The organism is Ramlibacter algicola, from assembly GCF_016641735.1.
Classification (GTDB): Bacteria; Pseudomonadota; Gammaproteobacteria; order Burkholderiales; family Burkholderiaceae_C; genus Ramlibacter; species Ramlibacter algicola.
Genome location: NZ_JAEDAO010000001.1, coordinates 2,994,859 through 3,012,457, shown reverse-complemented (window position 1 = coordinate 3,012,457; position 17,599 = coordinate 2,994,859). Strand labels below are relative to the sequence as shown.

The following is a 17,599-nucleotide window of genomic DNA, read 5'->3' as shown; positions in this document are numbered from 1 at the left end:
CCCGCAGCAGCAAAGGCGAACGATTCTCGCCCTTGCCGTGCAGCCGAGCTACGCGATCTTGCAGCGCGCGACCTTCTCCGCGTCCCAGTCCAGTCCGGTGCCCGGCTGGTCCGGGATCTGCCAGTGGCCGTCGACCACGCGCACCGGCTCCTGCAGGATCGGGTCGGTCCAGTCGACGTACTCGAGGAAGTGCCGCGTGGGCGTCGCCGCCAGCAGGTGCGCGCTGGGCTCGGGCATCAGGTGCGAGCTCATGGGGATGCCGTGCGCTTCGGCGATGCCGGCCGCTTGCATCCAGCCGGTGACACCGCCGATGCGAGCGACGTCCGGCATCACGAGATCGCACGCCTTGGCGTCGAGCGCGCGCACCAGGTCCTTCGGCCCGTCGAAGTTCTCGCCCAGTTGCAGCGGCAGGGACAGGTCGTGCGCGATCTGCGCGTTGCCGGCGAGGTCGTCGTGGCGGATCGGCTCCTCCAGCCACGCCACGCCTTCGTCCTGCAGGGCGCGGCCGCGCAGCAGCGCTTCGCGGCGCGACAGCGCCTGGTTGTAGTCGACCAGCAGCTGCACGTCGTCGGGCAGGCGCATGCGCACCGCGCGCGTGACGGCGAGGTCCTCCGCGAGCGTCGCGTATCCAAGTCTCAGCTTGACCGCGCGAAAACCGCCTTCGAGCAATTGCTCTGCCTCGTCCGCTGCGGCTTCGGGCGCCATGAGACCGAGCCCGCAGGAGTTGTAGACAGGGATGGGCCGTGGCTGCGCGCCGAGCATCGTGGCCAGCGGCAGGCCGGCGGCGATCGCCATCGCGTCCCACAGCGCCATGTCGAACGCCGACAGCGCCATGCGCGCCATGCCGGTGACGCCGAGGAGGGCGAATCGGCGCTGCAAGGTCGCGGCGAACTCCACCGGCGCGATGCGCTGGCCGTGCACGATCGACGCCGCGTCTTCGATCAGGTCGGCGATCGGGCGCGCGGCGCTGCGGCGGTAGCAAAAGATGTACGCGTGCCCCGTGACGCCTTCGTCGGTGTGCACGTCGACCAGCAGCAGCGGCGCGGCGCGCACCGTGGCGGCACTGGTGCCCAGCACGAAGCGCAGCGGCACTTCGACCGCGGTGCAGCTGACACCCCGCAGCCGCAGCGCCGGGTGGCGCACCGCGTCAGCCACGCGAGCCGCCTTCCGCATGCAGCGCCAGGATGTCGGCGATGGCGCGGTTGCACGGCGTGGGCACGCCCTTGGCCTGGCCCAGTTGCACCACGCCGCCGGACAGCCAGCGCACCTCCAGCTTGTTGCCGCGCTGCAGGTCGTGGTGCATCGACGAGGTCATCTCGGGCGACACCGTGTCGGCGCGCTGCAATGCCGCCTGCAGCGTGTCGGCGGGCAGGTCGACGCCCTGCGCGCGGCCGACCGCGATCACTTCGGCCATCACGTCGGACAGGAAGGCGCGGGTCTGCGGGTTGGAGCGGATCGGGCCGATGGTGTGGCGCATCGACGTGGTGGTCCCCGACAGGCCGACCAGGAACACGTACTTCAGCCAGATCTCGCGCAGGATGTTGTCCGACAGCTCGGCATTGATGCCGCCGGCCTTGCACGCGGCCAGCAACGCCTTCCCCCGCTCGGACAGAGAGCGGTCGAATTCGCCGAACAGCAGGCGCTGCATCGGGCCCGTCTGCTTGATCACGCCGGGCGCCTCGATCGTCGTCGCGACGTAGCCGACGCCGCCCATGATCTGCTGTGCGGGGAAAGCAGCACGCAGGTAGTCGTCCTTGAGCACGCCGTTCTGGAACGAGATGATCGCCGTCTGCGGCCCGACCATCGGCCGCATCTGCGCGATGGCCTGCTCGGTGTCCCAGAGCTTGACGCCCAGCATCACGACGTCGACCGGGCCGACGTCGGCCGGGTTGTCGGTCGCATGCAGTTTCTGCACGTGCATCGGCTCCGGGCCGTCGATGCGCAGGCCTTGGTCGCGCATCGCCTGCAGGTGCTTGCCGCGCGCGATGAAATGCACGTCCGCGCCGCCCAGCGCCAGCCGCGCGCCGAAGTAACCGCCGAGGCCGCCCGAGCCCATGATGCCGATCCGCATGCCGTCTCCGTCCGTGTGTGTGGGGATGAGCCGCGGTTATAGCGGGTGGGCCAAACCCGGTGCCACATGCGGGGGAAGCGGTCTAGCATCCGCATTTCCCACGAGACAAGGAGCCGAGCCATGGCAGGCAGGAAGAACATCGTGTGCCTCTGGTACGACGGCACGGCGGAAGAGGCGGCGCGCTTCTACGCCGAGACCTTTCCGGACAGCAGCGTCGATGCCGTGCACCGCGCGCCGGGCGACTACCCGTCGGGCAAGGAAGGCGACGTCATCACGGTCGAGTTCACGGTGATGGGCATCCCGTGCCTGGGCCTGAACGGCGGGCCGGCCTTCAGGCACAACGAGGCGTTCTCGTTCCAGGTCGCCACCGACGACCAGGCCGAGACCGACCGCTACTGGAACGCGATCGTCGGCAACGGCGGCCAGGAAAGCGCCTGCGGCTGGTGCAAGGACCGCTGGGGGCTGAACTGGCAGATCACCCCGCGCGTGCTGACCGAAGGCATCACCACCCCCGACCGCGCGGCGGCCAAGCGCGTGTTCGAGGCAATGATGGGGATGCGCAAGATCAACGTGGCGGCGATCGAACGGGCCCTGCGGGGGTGATGCGCGGCGCCGTCGCGCCGCTGGCGCGCAAGCGCGTCCGGTGCTGGGCAGCGGCGCACGGAATGTTTGGGCAAATGCAGGAGACGACATGGACGAGAAGAAGCTGAATGCGGCCGGGCTGGCGACACGGCGCGAGGTGTTGGGCGCGGCGTATGTCGACGGCGCGGTGAAGAACGCGGATGCGTTCAACGACGACATGCAGGTGCTCGTCACGCAATATTGCTGGAACGACATCTGGAACCGCCCGGGCCTGGACCGCAAGACGCGCAGCCTGTTGAACCTGGCGATGCTCACGGCACTGAACCGCCCGCACGAACTGAAGCTGCACGTGCGCGGCGCGTTGAACAACGGCGTCACGCGCGAGGAGATCAAGGAAGTGTTCCTGCAGGCCGCCATCTACTGCGGCGTGCCGGCGGCGATCGACAGCTTCCGCATCGCGCGCGAAGTGATCGACGGGAAGGATGGGCACTGACGCGGGTAGAGTGGTGATCCTGCCTCCGGGCTAAGGTGGTCCGCATGCCTGATTTCAAGACCCTCCTGGTCCGCAAGGACGCGTCCAACCCGCGCATCGCGCGCATCGTCCTCAACCGCCCCGATCGGTTGAACGCGATCAACGAAGACATGCCGCGCGAGATCCGCGCGGCGGTGGAGTGGGCGAACGCCGACGACGGGGTGCACGTCATCGTGCTCGAGGGCGCGGGCAAGGGCTTCTGCGGCGGCTACGACCTCGGGTACTTCGGCCAGGGCGAGGTCGACCATCCGTGCCAGCAGGAACGCTTCCCGTGGGACCCGATGGTCGACTACGCGTACATGAAGCGGAACACCGACGACTTCATGGCGCTGTGGCGCAGCGCCAAGCCGACGATCTGCAAGGTGCACGGCTACGCGGCCGCGGGCGGCAGCGACATCGCGCTGTGCTGCGACCTGCTCGTGATGGCCGAGGATGCGCGCATCGGCTACATGCCCACCCGCGTGTGGGGCTGCCCGACGACGGCGATGTGGACCTTCCGCGTCGGCCCCACGCGCGCCAAGCAGCTGATGTTCACCGGCGACACCATCGACGGCCGCACCGCGCTCGCGTGGGGGCTGGCGAACGAGGTCGTGCCGGCCGGGCAGCTCGAAGAAGCGACGCTGCGCCTCGCCAACCGCATCGCCGGCGTGCCGCGCGGCCATCTCGCGATGCACAAGATGGTCGTCAACAACGTGATGCTCACCATGGGCCTGGAGCAGACGCAGCAGCTCGCGACGGTGTTCGACGGCATCACCCGCCACAACCCGGAGGGGATGTGGTTCCGCCGTTATGCGCAGACAGAAGGCTTCAAGGCCGCCGTCCAGTGGCGCGACAGCGGCCAGCCGATCCCCGAAGGCGACGAGGCGAGGGCGCTGGTGCGCGACATGGATGCCAAGCGAGCGCCTTGACTTCATCGCCGGCTTGTCTCCAACGCGGTGGGAAATAAGACGTCGTACGACATAATCCGCCCGTGACCGCCGTTCTTGCCCGCCGCTCCCTCACTGCCGACCTGGTCCAGGCGCTGGGCGACCGCATCCGCGACGGGCGGCTCGCCGCGGGGAGCAAGCTGCCGACCGAGGGCGAGATCATGGAGGAGTTCGGCGTCAGCCGGACCGTCGTGCGCGAGGCGATCTCGCGCCTGTCGGCGGCCGGCATGGTCGAGACGCGGCATGGCGTGGGCACCTTCGTGATCGGGCATGGCGACGCGGGGTCGTTCCGCATCGCGCCCAACCAGGTCGCCACGCTCAGGGACGTGATCGCGGTGCTCGAACTGCGCATCGGCGTCGAGACCGAATGCGCTGCGCTGGCAGCCCAGCGCCGCACGACGGCCAACCTGAAGGCGCTGCGCACCGCGCTGGACGCCTTCAGCAAGGCGCTGGCCGACGGGCGCGACGCCGTCGGGCCCGACTACCAGTTCCACCTGGAGATCGCGCGTGCGACCCAGAACGCCCGCTTCGCCGACCTGATGGCGACGCTGGGCGGCACCATGATCCCGCGCGCGCGGCTCGAAGCCTCGCAGCCCGCGACGCCCGAGCGGCTCGAGTACCTGCAGCGGGTGAACATCGAACACGAATCCATCCTGGCCGCCATCGAGCGCCAGGACGCCGACGGCGCGCGCGCGGCGATGCGCACGCACCTGGCGAACAGCAAGGAGAGAAGGCAGAGACTGGCGGCGGCTGCGAAGCGCTAGGCGGGGTACTTTGTCATCCGGCGAAGCCGGGATCCATGCGGGGCGTTGCCCCTTCGTGTGGATTGCGGTCGAGCCCGCAATGACAACCCCAAGTTGTCATTCCGGCGAACGCCGGTATCCATGCCGGGGTGACAAGAAAAACCGCAGCCCATCTGCTCTCCATGTTGTACGATGTCTTATCTCTAACGCCGACTCCGCGATGACGCCCCACGACCTCAAGACGGCCCTCTCCAGTGGCCTGCTGTCCTTTCCCCTGACCGACTTCAACGCCGACCTTCGCTTCAATCCGAGGGGCTACACCGAGCGCCTCGAGTGGCTGATGCCCTATGGCGCAACGGTCCTGTTCGCGGCCGGCGGCACGGGCGAGTTCTTCTCGCTGGAGCCGCAGGAATACGCGCAGGTGATCAAGACGGCCGCCGAGACCTGCAAGGGCCGCGTGCCGATCGTCGGCGGCGCCGGTGGCGGCACCACGCTGGCCATCAAGTACGCGCAGGAAGCCGAGCGCAACGGCGCGCAGGGCGTGTTGCTGCTGCCGCATTACCTGACCGAAGCGTCGCAGGACGGCCTGGTGCGCCACGTCGAGGCGGTATGCAAGAGCGTGAAGATCGGCGTCATCGTCTACAACCGCGGCGCGACGAAGCTCACCGCGGACTCGCTGGCCCGCCTGGCCGAGCGCTGCCCGAACCTCATCGGCTTCAAGGACGGCCTTGGCGACATCGAACGCATCGTCTCCATCCGCCAGAAGCTGGGCGACCGCTTCGTCTACATCGGCGGCATGCCGACGCACGAGGTCTATGCCAACGCGTACAAGGCGCTCGGCGTACCCACGTATTCGTCGGCGGTGTTCAACTTCGTCCCGCGCACCGCGCTGGAGTTCTACAACGCGTACTGGAGCGGCGACACGGTCACCACCGGCCGCCTGCTCGACGAGTTCTTCCTGCCCTACCTCGCGATCCGCAACAAGGGCGAGGGCTACGCGGTCTCGATCGTGAAGGCCGGCGCCACCATCGTCGGCAAGACCGCCGGCCCGGTGCGCCCGCCGATCTCGGACCTCAAGCCGCAGGAAGTCGAGGAACTCGCGGCGCTGATCCGCAAGCTCGGCCCGCAGTGACGCCATCCCATCCAACCACAAGGAGACAAGCCCCATGTTGAAGAAGACGCTCGCCGGCCTCGCGCTGGCTGCCGCGGCCGCCACCAGCGCGATGGCCGCGTATCCCGAGAAGCCGGTGACGCTGGTCGTGCCGTTCCCCCCCGGTGGCTCCACCGACGCCATCGCGCGCGTGATCGCGCAAGAGCTGCCCAAGAAGCTGGGCGGCACCTGGGTGGTGGACAACAAGCCGGGTGCCACCGGCACCATCGGCGCCGCGTTCGTCAAGCGCGCCGCCCCGGACGGCTACACGCTGTTCGTGTCGTCGCTCGGCCCGTTCGTGATCGCGCCGCACCTGATCAAGGCCGTGCAGTACGACGCGCTGAAGGACCTGGACCCGATCACGGTCGCCGTGCAGGCGCCCAACGTGCTCGTGGTGCCCGCCAGTTCGCCGTACAAGAACGTCGCCGAGCTGATTGCCGGCCTGAAGAAGACGCCGGGCAAGATCAGCTTCGCCTCGTCGGGCGCCGGCTCGTCCGACCACCTGTCGGCCGAACTGTTCTGGCAGCAGACCGACACTTCCGGCGTGCACATCCCCTACAAGGGCGGCGGCCCCGCCATCAACGACCTGCTGGGCGCGCAAGTCGATGCCGCGTTCGTGAACATCAACAGCATCATCAGCCACATCAAGGCGGGCAAGGTGCGTGCGCTGGGCGTCGCGAGCGAGAAGCGCAACACGTTGCTGCCCGATCTGCCCACGCTGGCCGAGCAGGGCGTCAAGGGCGCCGAAGTGCAGTCCTGGCAAGCCGTCGCCGGCCCCAAGGGCCTGCCCGCGGAGGTCAAGACCAAGGTGCGTGACGCGATCGCGTCGATCCTGAACGACCCGGCCGTCAAGGACAAGCTCGTGGCGCAGGGCTTCGAGATCGTGGCCGACACGCCCGAGCACTTCGCGAAGTTCCAGGCCGCCGAGTTCGCGCGCTGGAAGAACCTGATCGAAACGCGCAAGATCACTGCTGATTGAAGAAGCTTGTCATTGCGGGCTTGACCCGCAATCCATGCCCGGACCAGCATGGATTCCGGCGGTCGCCGGAATGACAATCCCTTTGTGACCATGACCTCCAAGCCCCACCGCATCCAGATGCACCCCGCCGACAACGTCGCGATCGTCGCGAACGATGGCGGGTTGGGGCCGGGTGCGAAGTTCGACGATGGCCTCGTGGTGCGCGATCGCGTGCCGCAGGGGCACAAGGTCGCGCTGGTCGACATTCCGTCCGGTGGCGCTGTGCGCCGCTACGACGTGACCATCGGCTATGCCGTCAAGGACATTCCCGCGGGCAGCTGGGTGCACGAGCGGCTGCTGAAGATGCCGCCGGCGCGCGAGCTGCACGACTTGCCGATGGCCACGCGCGGCGCCCAGGCGCTGGAGCCGCTCGAGGGCTACACCTTCGAGGGCTACCGCAACGCCGACGGCAGCGTCGGCACGCGCAACCTGCTGGCCATCACGCAGACCGTGCAGTGCGTCGCCGGCGTCGCGCGCGTGGCGGCCGAGCGCATCCGCTCGGAGCTGCTGCACCGCTATCCCAACGTGGACGGCGTCGTGCCGCTGGAGCACAGCTACGGCTGCGGCGTGGCGATCGATGCCGTCGATGCCGAGATCCCGATCCGCACGCTGCGCCACATCGCCCAGAACCCCAATTTCGGCGGCGAGATGCTCGTCGTCAGCCTGGGCTGCGAGAAGCTGCAGCCCGAACGGCTCTTGCCGCCCGGCTCGATCCCGATCGGCCCCGAGGGCCTGGACATCGTGCGCCTGCAGGACGAGCAGCACGTGGGCTTCATGTCCATGGTCGACTCGGTCGTGCGGCAGGCGATCCCGCACCTCGAGCGCCTGAACGCGCGCCAGCGCCAGACCTTGCCCGCCAGCGAACTGGTGGTCGGCGTGCAGTGCGGCGGCAGCGACGCGTTCAGCGGCGTGACGGCCAATCCAGCCGTCGGCCACTGCACCGACCTGCTGGTGCGTGCCGGGGCGACGGTCATGTTCTCCGAGACGACCGAGGTGCGCGACGCGGTCGAGCAGTTGACGGCCCGCGCCGTCACGCCCGAGGTCGCGCAGGCGATCACGCGCGAGATGGCGTGGTACGACGAGTACCTGCAGCGCGGCGACGTCGACCGCAGCGCGAACACAACCCCCGGCAACAAGGCCGGTGGCCTGTCCAACATCGTCGAGAAGGCGATGGGCTCGATCATCAAGTCGGGCTCGGTGCCGATCTCCGGCGTGCTCGCGCCCGGCGAGAAGCTACCCGACGGCCACAAGGGCCTGTTCTACGCCGCCACGCCCGCCAGCGATTTCATCTGCGGCACGCTGCAGCTGGCCGCCGGCATGAACCTGCACGTGTTCACCACTGGCCGCGGCACGCCGTACGGCCTGGCCGAAGCGCCGGTGATCAAGGTGGGCACGCGCACCGACCTCGCGCGCCGCTGGCACGACCTGATCGACCTCAACGCAGGCGCCGTCGCCGATGGCGAAGCGACCGTGGAGGAGATGGGCTGGGAACTGTTCCGCCTGATGCTGGACGTCGCCAGCGGCCGCCGCCGCACCTGGGCCGAGCGCTGGAAGCTGCACAACTCGCTGGTGCTGTTCAATCCGGCGCCGATCACATGAGTCGCGAGTGGACGCGGACCCCACTGGCCCGTCATCCCCGCGGAGGCGGGGATCCATCGCTTCCCATTCGACACCTTCAAACGCGGAAGCGGTGGAATCCAGCCCCCGCCTTCGCGGGGGCAATGCCTGAACTCGCGGGAATGACAAAAAAACCATGACCTCTCCCACCATCAAGCACATGCGCGTCGTCCCCGTCGCCGGCCGCGACGGCATGCTGCTCAATCTCTCGGGCGCGCACGCGCCGTTCTTCACCCGCAACGTGGTGCTCGTCACCGACAGCGCCGGCAACACCGGCCTCGGCGAAGTGCCCGGCGGCGAGAAGATCCGCCAGACGCTGGAAGACGCGCGGCCACTCGTCGAAGGCCAGCCGATCGCCAACCTGCAGACGATCCTGAACGCGATGCGCACGAAGTTTGCGGATCGCGACTCGGGTGGCCGCGGGCTGCAAACGTTCGACCTGCGCACCACCATCCACGCGGTCACTGCGGTGGAGTCCGCACTGCTCGACCTGCAAGGCCAGTTCATGGGCCTGCCCGTCGCGGCGCTGCTGGGCGAAGGCATGCAGCGCGAGGCGGTGCAGATGCTCGGCTACCTGTTCTTCGTCGGCGATCGCCAAAAGACGAACCTTCCGTACGCCAGCGAGCCGGACGCGCAGGACGACTGGCTGCGCCTGCGGCACGAGGTAGCGCTGACGCCCGAGGCGGTGGTGCGGCTGGCCGACGCGGCGCAGAAGCGGTATGGCTTCGAGGACTTCAAGCTGAAAGGCGGCGTGCTTGCGGGCGATGCCGAAGTCGATGCCGTCACGGCGTTGCACGAGCGCTTTCCCGAAGCGCGCGTCACGCTGGACCCCAATGGCGCCTGGCCGCTCAAGGAAGCCATCCGCCTGGGCAAGAAGATGCAGGGCGTCGTCGCGTACGCCGAGGACCCGTGCGGCGCGGAAGAGGGCTTCAGCGGCCGCGAGGTGATGGCGGAGTTCCGCCGCGCCACCGGCCTGCCGACGGCGACCAACATGGTCGCCACCGATTGGCGCCAGCTGGCGCATTCCCTCGCGCTGCAGTCGGTCGACATTCCGCTGGCCGATCCGCATTTCTGGACCATGGCCGGCTCGGTGCGCGTCGCGCAAACCTGCCGCGACTGGGGCCTCACGTGGGGCTCGCATTCGAACAACCACTTCGACATCTCGCTGGCGATGTTCACCCACGTCGGCGCCGCGGCGCCGGGCAAGGTCACCGCGATCGACACCCACTGGATCTGGCAGGACGGCCAGCGATTGACGAAGGACCCGCTGCGGATCGAAGGCGGCTACGTGCAGGTGCCGAAGAAGCCGGGGCTCGGGATCGAGATCGACGAGGGCGAGCTGGAGAAGGCGAACGCGCTGTACCAGCAGCACGGCCTCGGCGCCCGCGACGACGCGATCGCGATGCAGTTCCTGGTGCCGGGCTGGAAGTTCGATCCGAAGCGGCCTTGCCTGGTGCGCTGAGTTCCGCCGTCCCCGCGGAGGCGGGGACCCAACGCTTCCATTCCGTGCATCGATGAAGGCGGAAGCGGTGGATTCCCGCCTTCGCGGGAATGACGGCCTGGCTGCGGAATGACGGGCGGGGCGGCTAAGCCGCGCTCACCAACCCCCGCCCCGCAAAGAACTCGCTGAGGTTGTCCAGCACCCGCTGCCCCATCGCCTTGCGCGTCTCCACCGTCGCGCTCGCGATGTGCGGCACCAGCACGACGTTGTCGAGCGCAAAGAACCCTTCGGGCACCCGCGGCTCGTACTCGAACACGTCCAGCGCCGCACCGCCGATCGACTTCGCCTGCAGCGCGCGCAGCAGCGCCTGCTCGTCGATCACCGTCCCGCGCGCGATGTTGACCAGGAAGCCCTGGGGGCCCAGCGCGTCCAGCACTTGCGCGTTCACGAGGTGCCGCGTCTCGGGTCCACCGGTCGTGGCGATCACGAGAAAGTCCGCCCACCGCGCCAGCGCCACCAACGACGGCTCGAAGCCGTAGTCCACCCCGGCGACCGGTCGCCGCCCCGAGTACCGCACCTGCATCCCGAACCCGCCCGCACGCTGGGCCACCGCCTGCCCGATGCGCCCCAGCCCCAGGATCCCCAGCTTCGCGTGGCTCACCTGCCGCCCGAGCGGGAACGCCGCCGGCGGCTTCTGCACCCATTGCCCGGCGCGCACGTAGCGATCGCCTTCGGGAATGCGCCGGCCGATCGACAGCAGCAGCCCGAACGCGAGATCGGCCACGCAGTCGGTCAGCACGTCGGGCGTGTAGCCCACCGGGATGCCGCGCGCCTGGGCGGCGGGCACGTCCAGCGTGTCCAGGCCGACGCCGAAGCTGGAGATCACGCGCAGGTTCGGCAGCCGCGCGAGCAGCGCCTGGTCGAAGCCGGCCCGCGCCGACGTCACCAGGCCGTCGATCGACGCGCCGTGCTGCGCCAGCAACGCCTCGCGCGCGGGCCCGGCGGGGGGCAGCTGGTGCACCGTGTAGGTTTCGGCCAGGTGCCGGTCGACGTCGGGGAGGAGGGCGATGGCTTGCAGCAGGACGGGGCGGGTCATGCGGGCATTGTCGGCCATCGATCCGGCCGTCCCGCGAGCGCGATTGCTGCAGCGGAGGGCAGGACTGTCGTGCGCAGTTGGCATGCAAACCCATCCACGCCGCCGCACCATAATCCGCGGATGACCACCCGCCGCACCCTCCTGCTGGCCACGGCCGCCGCCGCCACCGCGCCGGCCTGGGGCCAGGCCCACTTCCCCAACAAGCCGATCCGCCTGGTCGTGCCGTTCCCCGCGGGCGGCGCCACCGACATCTTCGGCCGTGCGGTGTCGCAGAAGCTGGGCGAAAAGCTCGGCGGCACGGTGGTCGTCGACAACAAGCCGGGCGCGGGCGGCACCATCGGCTCGGACCTCGCGGCGAAAGCGGCGCCGGACGGCTACACGCTGCTGCTGGCCACGACCAGCACGCACGCGATCGGCCCCAGCTTCGCGGCGAACAAGCTGCCTTACGACGCGGTGGCCGACTTCACCCCGATCGCCCACGTGGGCAACGCGCCCAACCTGATGATCGTGCCCAAGGACGCGCCGGCCAACTCGGTCAAGGAATGGATCGCGTACGCCCGCAAGAACCCGGGCAGGCTCAATTACGCGAGCAGCGGCAACGGCACCATCGTCCACCTCAGTGGCGAGTACTTCAAGGCGCAGACCGGGCTGTTCCTCGTCCACATCCCGTACCGCGGCACGGCGCTCGCGATGCCGGACCTGATCAGCGGCAAGATCGACCTGCTGTTCGACAACGTCGCCAGCGCGCTGCCGCACCTGAAGGAAGGCCGCGTGAAGGCGCTGGGCATCAGCAGCCTGAAGCGCTCGCCGCTGTTCCCCGACATGCCGACCATCAGCGAGACCGTGCCGGGCTATGACGTGGTCACCTGGTTCGGGCTGTACGGCCCCAAGGGCGTTCCGGCCGACCTGGTTGCGCGCATCAACAAGGCACTGAACGAGGCACTGCTCGAGGCCGACGTGAAGGACCGTCTCGCGCGCCTGGGCATCGAGCCCGTGGGCGGCACGCCGCAGCAGTTCGCCGCGATGGCGGATGCCGATCGCGCCAAGTGGAAGAAGATCATCACCGAGCGGAAATTGACGTCCGACTGACGTCGTCGTCCCCGCGGAGGCGGGGACCCATCGCTTCCGTGTCCACGGAACTGATGGAAGCGATGGATTCCCGCCTTCGCGGGAATGACGGACCTGGAGAGACCATGCACTTCGACTTCACCAACCCCTATCCCACCACCCGCATCCCCGTCTTCGCGCGCAACGTCGTGTCGACCTCGCACCCGCTGGGTGCGCAGGCCGGCCTGCGCATGCTGTGGAAGGGCGGCAATGCGGTCGATGCCGCCATCGCCGCGGCCGCCGCGATGACCATCGTCGAGCCGGTCAGCAACGGCCTGGGCAGCGACGCGTTCGCGATCCTGTGGGACGGCAAGGAACTGCACGGCCTCAACGCGTCCGGTCCCGCGCCGCAAGGCTGGACGCCGCAGTACTTCCGCAAGAAGTACGGGGACGGTGCGACGACCCCGCCCAAGCGCGGCGTCGACTCGGTCAGCGTCCCCGGCGCCGTGGGCGCGTGGCAGGCGCTGTCGGCCAAATTCGGCAAGCTGCCGTTCGCCGACCTGCTGCAGCCCGCCATCGAGATCGCCGAGCGCGGCTACCTGCTGCCGCCGGTGGTGCAGGGCAAGTGGGAGGCGCCGATCGCCGAACTGGGCCAGCAGCCGGGCTTCGCGCAGAGCTTCCTGCCGCGCGGTCGCGCGCCGAAGGTGGGCGAGCTGTTCCAGTTCCCGGCCGCCGCGCGCGCGCTCCGCCTGATTGCGGAGACCCAGGGCGAGGCCTACTACCGCGGCGAGATCGGCGAGACGGTCGCGCGCTACCTGCGCGACAACGGCGGCGTGATGGCCGCCAGCGACTTCGCCAACTACAAGCCCGAGTGGGTCAAGCCGATCGCCAAGGACTACCGCGGCTACACGCTGCACGAGATCCCGCCGAACGGGCAGGGCATCGCGGCGCTGATGGCGCTGGGCATCCTGGAGAACTTCGACATCGCGTCGATGCCGGTCGACGGCCCCGAGTCGCAGCACCTGCAGATCGAGGCGATGAAGCTCGCGTTCGCCGACGTGTACGAGCACGTGTCGGACCTGGCGTCGATGAAGGTCACGCCGGCGCAGCTGCTGGACGACGGCTACCTGGCGCAGCGCGCCAAGCTGATCGACCGCAAGAAGGCGCAGGACTTCAAGGCCGGCAACCCGGTCAAGGGCGGCACGATCTACCTGACCGCCGCCGACGAGAACGGGATGATGGTCAGCTTCATCCAGAGCAACTACATGGGCTTCGGCTCGGGCGTCGTCGAGCCCACGTTCGGCATCAGCCTGCAGAACCGCGGCCACGGTTTCTCGCTGCGCGAGGGCAGCCCGAACATCGTGGAGCCCGGCAAGCGGCCGTTCCACACCATCATCCCGGCCTTCCTCACCCAGGACGGCCAGCCGGTGATGTCGTTCGGCGTCATGGGCGGCAACATGCAGCCGCAGGGCCACCTGCAGACACTGGTGCGAATGCTCGACTACAAGCAGAACCCGCAGGCCGCGTGCGACGCGCCGCGCTGGCGCTTCAACGCCGGCTTCGAGATCAACGTCGAGCACCAGATGGATGCCGCGACGGTGAACGAACTGCGCTCGCGCGGCCACGTCATGGAAGTCATCAACGACAGCTACCAGGACTTCGGCGCCGGCCAGTTCATCTGGCGCGCGGGCGACCCGAAGTCCGAGGGCTATCTGTGCGCGTCCGACTCGCGCCGCGACGGCCAGGTCGCGGGCTACTGAGCACCGGCTGAGCCACCGGCCCGGACGGGCTGTCCCAGCACAGCGCCGCCTCCTACAGCGGCACGGCCGTTGCCTGCGGAGGATGTGACACCTCCTCTGCAGGGGACGCCCTTCTTGGATGCGCAGGTCCGCGGCGACACCCAGCCAGGCATTCGACCCGGCCGGGCACGCTCACGCCCGCGCGAGCTGAGCCTCTACACGCTGCTCACGCTGGTGCCGCTGCTGGCGCTGCTGCCGATGCTGGTGTTCAGTGCCTACCTGCTGTACCTGTTCAGCGAACAGACCCGGATCGGGGCGTACCGCGAACTCGGCGCGACCAACGCGGCCCTCGCCACGCTGGTCGAGCGCGAGATCGACCAGGTGCACCAGACGCTCGCCTTCGTCGGCCAAGGCGTGCTGGGGGCCGGACCGCGGTCGGCCCAGGCACGGCAGTTGCTCAGCACCGCCGCCAACTCGCAGCTGGGCATGGTCGGCGTGGCGGTGATCGCGCCCGACGGCGAGGTGCTGGCGCGCTATCCGGACATCGGGGGACCCGCGCATCTGGCGTTGGATCCGGACCAGCGCGAGGCGTTGTTCGCGGGCCGTTTCGTCCTGTCGAACCTGCAGGTCCGCGGCATCACGGGCCGACCCGGGCTGATGGCCAACCAGGCCGTCGCCGCCGCGGACGGCACGATGGCGATCGTCAGCGCGGAGATCGCGACGGAGCACCTGGTCATGCTGATGCGCGACCAGCTCGCGCAGCGTGGTGCGATCGGGACCTTGCTGGACAGCGGCCGGCGCATCGTCGCGCGCACGCACCAACCGGAGGCCTGGGTGGGGCAGATGCCCAGCAAGCCGGCGCTGGATGCGTTGAACTCGGAATCCGTGGGCATCCAGCGCTTCGCGAACGCCGAAGGCACCGAGTACGTGTGGGCCTGGTCCACGCTGGCGCAGAACTGGAGCCTGCTGGTGGGCGTGCCCGCGCGCGACGTGGACCTGGCACTGCGCCGCTCGATGCGGCAGCTGCTGGTGGTCGGTGCCATCGTGCTGCTGCTCAGCGTGGGCGCGACGATGCTGGTGGCGCGGCGCATCGCGCGATCGGTGGACCGCATGGAAGCGGGCATGCAGGACATTGCCGAGGGCAACGTCACGCCGCGTTCGCACAGCGGCATCCGGCAGCTCGACCAGCTGTACGACGCGCTGGTCGATGCCGGTCGCCACGTCGCGCAGTCGCTCGCGGCCGAACGCGAGGCCCGGGAACTCGCCGACGACGCCAACCGGCAGAAGGACGTGTTCATCGCCACCCTGTCGCACGAGCTGCGCAACCCGCTGGCGCCGATCCGGTCGGCCGGCGGCGTGCTGAGCACCGGCCGCGTCCCGCAGGAGCGGACCAAGCAGCTGGGCGAAATGGTCGAGCGCAACGTCGCGGCGCTCGCGCGGCTGCTGGACGACCTGCTGGACCTGTCACGCGTCACCACCGGCCGCATCGAGCTGCGCATGGGGCGCGTCGAGCTGCAGTTGATCGTGGAAAGCGCCCTGGAGACGGTGCGGCCGCTGCTCGATGCGGCGGGCCACCAGTTGCGGGTGGACCTGCCGCCGGAGCCTGTCACGCTGCAAGGCGACCACGTGCGGCTGGTGCAGGTGTTCGCGAACCTGCTGGCCAATGCCGCCAAGTACACCGACCCGGGCGGCTCGATCGAGGTGACCGCCCAGGTGCATGGCCCGGTCGTGCGCGTGTGCGTGATCGACAACGGCATCGGCCTGGCGCCGCACGACGCCGAGCGCATCTTCGGCCGCTTCGAACAGGTGCGTGACGCGTCATCGCGCGCCCAGGGCGGGTTGGGGATCGGCCTGGCGCTGGTGCGCAGCCTGGTCGACATGCACGGCGGCCGCGCGTGGGTCCGCAGCGCCGGCGTGGGGCAGGGCAGTACGTTCGTGGTGGAGTTGCCGGTGGTGCCTTGAGCTGTCATTCCGGCGAAAGCCGGAATCCATGCCGGGCTTGCGCCCCTTCGTGTGGAAGCGACAGGCCGTCAGGCCGCCTGCTGCTCCAGCACCGCCAGCACGTTCTTCGCCGCTCCCACGCCCATGTGGATGTAGGCATCGGCGGTCACGCCGCCGATGTGCGGACTGAGCACGATGTTCGGCTCGCCGTGGAACGGATGCCCGGCGGCCATGGGTTCGACGGCGAAGCTGTCGAGGCCCGCAGCCGCGACATGACCCGAGCGCACGGCCTCCAGCAAGGCGGCTTCGTCCACCAGGCCACCGCGCGCCGTGTTCACCAGCAGCACGCCGCGCTTGCAGGCCTGCAGCGTGGTCGCGTTCACGAGCTGGCGGTTGTCGTCGGTCAGCGGGCAGTGCAGGGAGATCGCATCGGACTCGCGCCACAGCGTGGGCAGGTCCACGACCTCGATGTGATCCGGCAGGTCCTTCGCGAACGGATCGAAGCCCAGCACGCGCATGCCCATCGCATCGCACATGCGCGCGAAGCGGCGGCCGATCGCGCCGAGGCCGACGAGGCCGACCGTGCGGCCGCCCAGCTCGATGCTCTTGTGCGTGGCCTTGTCCCAGTGGCCGGCATGCATGCGCGCGTTGAGCTGCACGACCGACTTCGCGCAGGCAAGGAGCAGCGCGAGCGCCTGTTCCGCGACCGCGGCCGCATTGGCCCCGACGGCCGCACGCACCTCGATGCCGCGCGCCGCGGCCGCGACCTTGTCGATCGTGTCCGTGCCGCTGCCATGCTTGGAAATCACGCGCAGCGATGGCGCCGCGTCCATCACCGCGGCGCCGAGCTTGCCGTAGCGCACGATGATCGCGACCGGGTCGTGGCGCTTGCACAGGGCCACGAGGTCGTCCTCCGTCGGCGTCTTTCCGGCGTACACGATCTCGAAGTCGCGCAGCAGCTCGAGCGCCTGCGGCGCCAGGTCGGCGCCGGTGACGATCAGCGAACGCGTCACAGCGTCTCGCCTTCCTTCAGCACGCCCGCGGCGCGCAACGCCGGCAGCAGCCAGGCGGCGGCGGTGTTGCCCTGGCCGATCTGCGCGATGCGGGCGGCCTCGTCCTCGACCTTCTTGCGCGCCAGCGGCAGCAGGCCCTCGACGCGTTCGCGCTCGATGGCGACCACGCCGTCGGCATCGGCGACGACCAGGTCGCCCGAGCGCACCGTCACGCCGCCGATGCACACCGGGTGGCCGATGCGGCCGGCGACGTTCTTGGTCGGGCCGTTCGGGTTCGTGCCGACGGAGAAGACGGGGTAGTCCATCTCGTCGATCTCGAGGCTGTCGCGCACGGCGCCGTCGATGACGACTCCGGCCAGGCCCAGCTTCCTGCACGCGGTCATCATGATGGTGCCCATCAGCGCCGCGGTCTGGTCGCCCTTGCCGTCGATGACCAGCACGTCGCCCGGCTTGGCCAGCGAAATGGCGGCATGGATCATCAGGTTGTCGCCGGGGCGCACGTCGACGGTCAGCGCCGGGCCGGCCAGCTTCATGCGCGGGCGCAGCGCGGCGATGCGGCCGTGCAGCGCGCCGCGGCGGCCGTTGACGTCGGCCAGGATCGCGGCCTGGTACTGCGAGGCCTGGTGCACCAGGTCGGCGGAAACGCGCGGGAAGTCGCGCACGATGTCGGTGGTCATGTCAGG

General features: G+C 69.5%; 16 protein-coding genes. 11 read left to right on the top strand and 5 right to left on the bottom strand.

Annotation, left to right across the window (positions count from 1 at the left end; genetic code table 11):
• Nucleotides 1-48 precede the first annotated feature (48 nt).
• Nucleotides 49-1,155, bottom strand: a complete 1,107-nt coding sequence (locus tag I8E28_RS14670) for an enolase C-terminal domain-like protein (RefSeq protein ID WP_338050789.1) — start codon at nt 1,153-1,155, stop codon at nt 49-51.
• Nucleotides 1,148-2,071, bottom strand: a complete 924-nt coding sequence (locus I8E28_RS14665) for a ketopantoate reductase family protein (protein WP_200788785.1) — start codon at nt 2,069-2,071, stop codon at nt 1,148-1,150. Before I8E28_RS14665 ends, I8E28_RS14670 begins: the two co-directional genes overlap by 8 nt.
• Nucleotides 2,072-2,191: 120 nt before the next feature.
• Here I8E28_RS14665 and I8E28_RS14660 point away from each other — a divergent pair, with 120 nt between their 5' ends.
• The 8 genes from I8E28_RS14660 to gudD all read left to right on the top strand — a co-directional run bounded on the left by I8E28_RS14660 (nt 2,192) and on the right by gudD (nt 10,101).
• Complete coding sequence (locus I8E28_RS14660; protein WP_200788783.1) at nt 2,192-2,674, top strand: VOC family protein; 483 nt, start codon at nt 2,192-2,194, stop codon at nt 2,672-2,674.
• 88 nt (nt 2,675-2,762) lie between these two features.
• Nucleotides 2,763-3,146: a carboxymuconolactone decarboxylase family protein gene (locus I8E28_RS14655; RefSeq protein ID WP_200788780.1), complete on the top strand. Its 384-nt coding sequence runs from the start codon at nt 2,763-2,765 to the stop codon at nt 3,144-3,146.
• 44 nt (nt 3,147-3,190) lie between these two features.
• Nucleotides 3,191-4,093, top strand: coding sequence for a crotonase/enoyl-CoA hydratase family protein (locus tag I8E28_RS14650; RefSeq protein WP_200788779.1), 903 nt, complete (start codon nt 3,191-3,193; stop codon nt 4,091-4,093).
• 62 nt (nt 4,094-4,155) lie between these two features.
• Nucleotides 4,156-4,875: an FCD domain-containing protein gene (locus I8E28_RS14645; protein WP_200788778.1), complete on the top strand. Its 720-nt coding sequence runs from the start codon at nt 4,156-4,158 to the stop codon at nt 4,873-4,875.
• A 199-nt stretch (nt 4,876-5,074) separates the two neighbouring features.
• Nucleotides 5,075-5,986, top strand: a complete 912-nt coding sequence (gene kdgD / locus I8E28_RS14640; protein ID WP_200788777.1) for a 5-dehydro-4-deoxyglucarate dehydratase — start codon at nt 5,075-5,077, stop codon at nt 5,984-5,986.
• Between the two features lie 37 nt (nt 5,987-6,023).
• On the top strand, nt 6,024-6,983 hold the full coding sequence (locus tag I8E28_RS14635; RefSeq protein WP_200790414.1) for a Bug family tripartite tricarboxylate transporter substrate binding protein: 960 nt from the start codon (nt 6,024-6,026) through the stop codon (nt 6,981-6,983).
• Between the two features lie 90 nt (nt 6,984-7,073).
• Nucleotides 7,074-8,621: a galactarate dehydratase gene (gene garD / locus I8E28_RS14630; protein WP_200788776.1), complete on the top strand. Its 1,548-nt coding sequence runs from the start codon at nt 7,074-7,076 to the stop codon at nt 8,619-8,621.
• A 154-nt stretch (nt 8,622-8,775) separates the two neighbouring features.
• Nucleotides 8,776-10,101, top strand: a complete 1,326-nt coding sequence (gene gudD, locus I8E28_RS14625; RefSeq protein WP_200788775.1) for a glucarate dehydratase — start codon at nt 8,776-8,778, stop codon at nt 10,099-10,101.
• A 124-nt stretch (nt 10,102-10,225) separates the two neighbouring features.
• On the opposite strand, the gene I8E28_RS14620 is transcribed toward gudD, so the two are convergent.
• Nucleotides 10,226-11,176 (bottom strand): 2-hydroxyacid dehydrogenase, encoded by a 951-nt coding sequence (locus tag I8E28_RS14620; RefSeq protein ID WP_200788774.1) that lies wholly within the window; start codon nt 11,174-11,176, stop codon nt 10,226-10,228.
• 120 nt (nt 11,177-11,296) lie between these two features.
• Between I8E28_RS14620 and I8E28_RS14615 the strand changes: the two genes are divergently transcribed.
• The 3 genes from I8E28_RS14615 (at nt 11,297) to I8E28_RS14605 (ending at nt 15,924) form a co-directional block, all read left to right on the top strand.
• Nucleotides 11,297-12,265 carry a Bug family tripartite tricarboxylate transporter substrate binding protein gene (locus I8E28_RS14615; protein WP_200788773.1) on the top strand — a complete coding sequence of 323 codons (969 nt, stop codon included), beginning with the start codon at nt 11,297-11,299 and terminating at the stop codon, nt 12,263-12,265.
• Between the two features lie 104 nt (nt 12,266-12,369).
• A complete protein-coding gene (locus I8E28_RS14610; protein WP_200788772.1) occupies nt 12,370-13,983 on the top strand; it encodes a gamma-glutamyltransferase family protein in 1,614 nt (537 codons plus the stop codon).
• A 114-nt stretch (nt 13,984-14,097) separates the two neighbouring features.
• Entirely contained in the window at nt 14,098-15,924 is a 1,827-nt protein-coding gene (locus I8E28_RS14605; RefSeq protein ID WP_200788771.1) for a sensor histidine kinase, read from the top strand.
• A gap of 68 nt (nt 15,925-15,992) precedes the next feature.
• Here I8E28_RS14605 and I8E28_RS14600 read toward each other — a convergent pair whose 3' ends face one another.
• Complete coding sequence (locus I8E28_RS14600; RefSeq protein WP_200788770.1) at nt 15,993-16,916, bottom strand: NAD(P)-dependent oxidoreductase; 924 nt, start codon at nt 16,914-16,916, stop codon at nt 15,993-15,995.
• Nucleotides 16,913-17,593 carry an RraA family protein gene (locus I8E28_RS14595; RefSeq protein ID WP_200788769.1) on the bottom strand — a complete coding sequence of 227 codons (681 nt, stop codon included), beginning with the start codon at nt 17,591-17,593 and terminating at the stop codon, nt 16,913-16,915. Before I8E28_RS14595 ends, I8E28_RS14600 begins: the two co-directional genes overlap by 4 nt.
• Between the last annotated feature and the right edge of the window lie 6 nt (nt 17,594-17,599).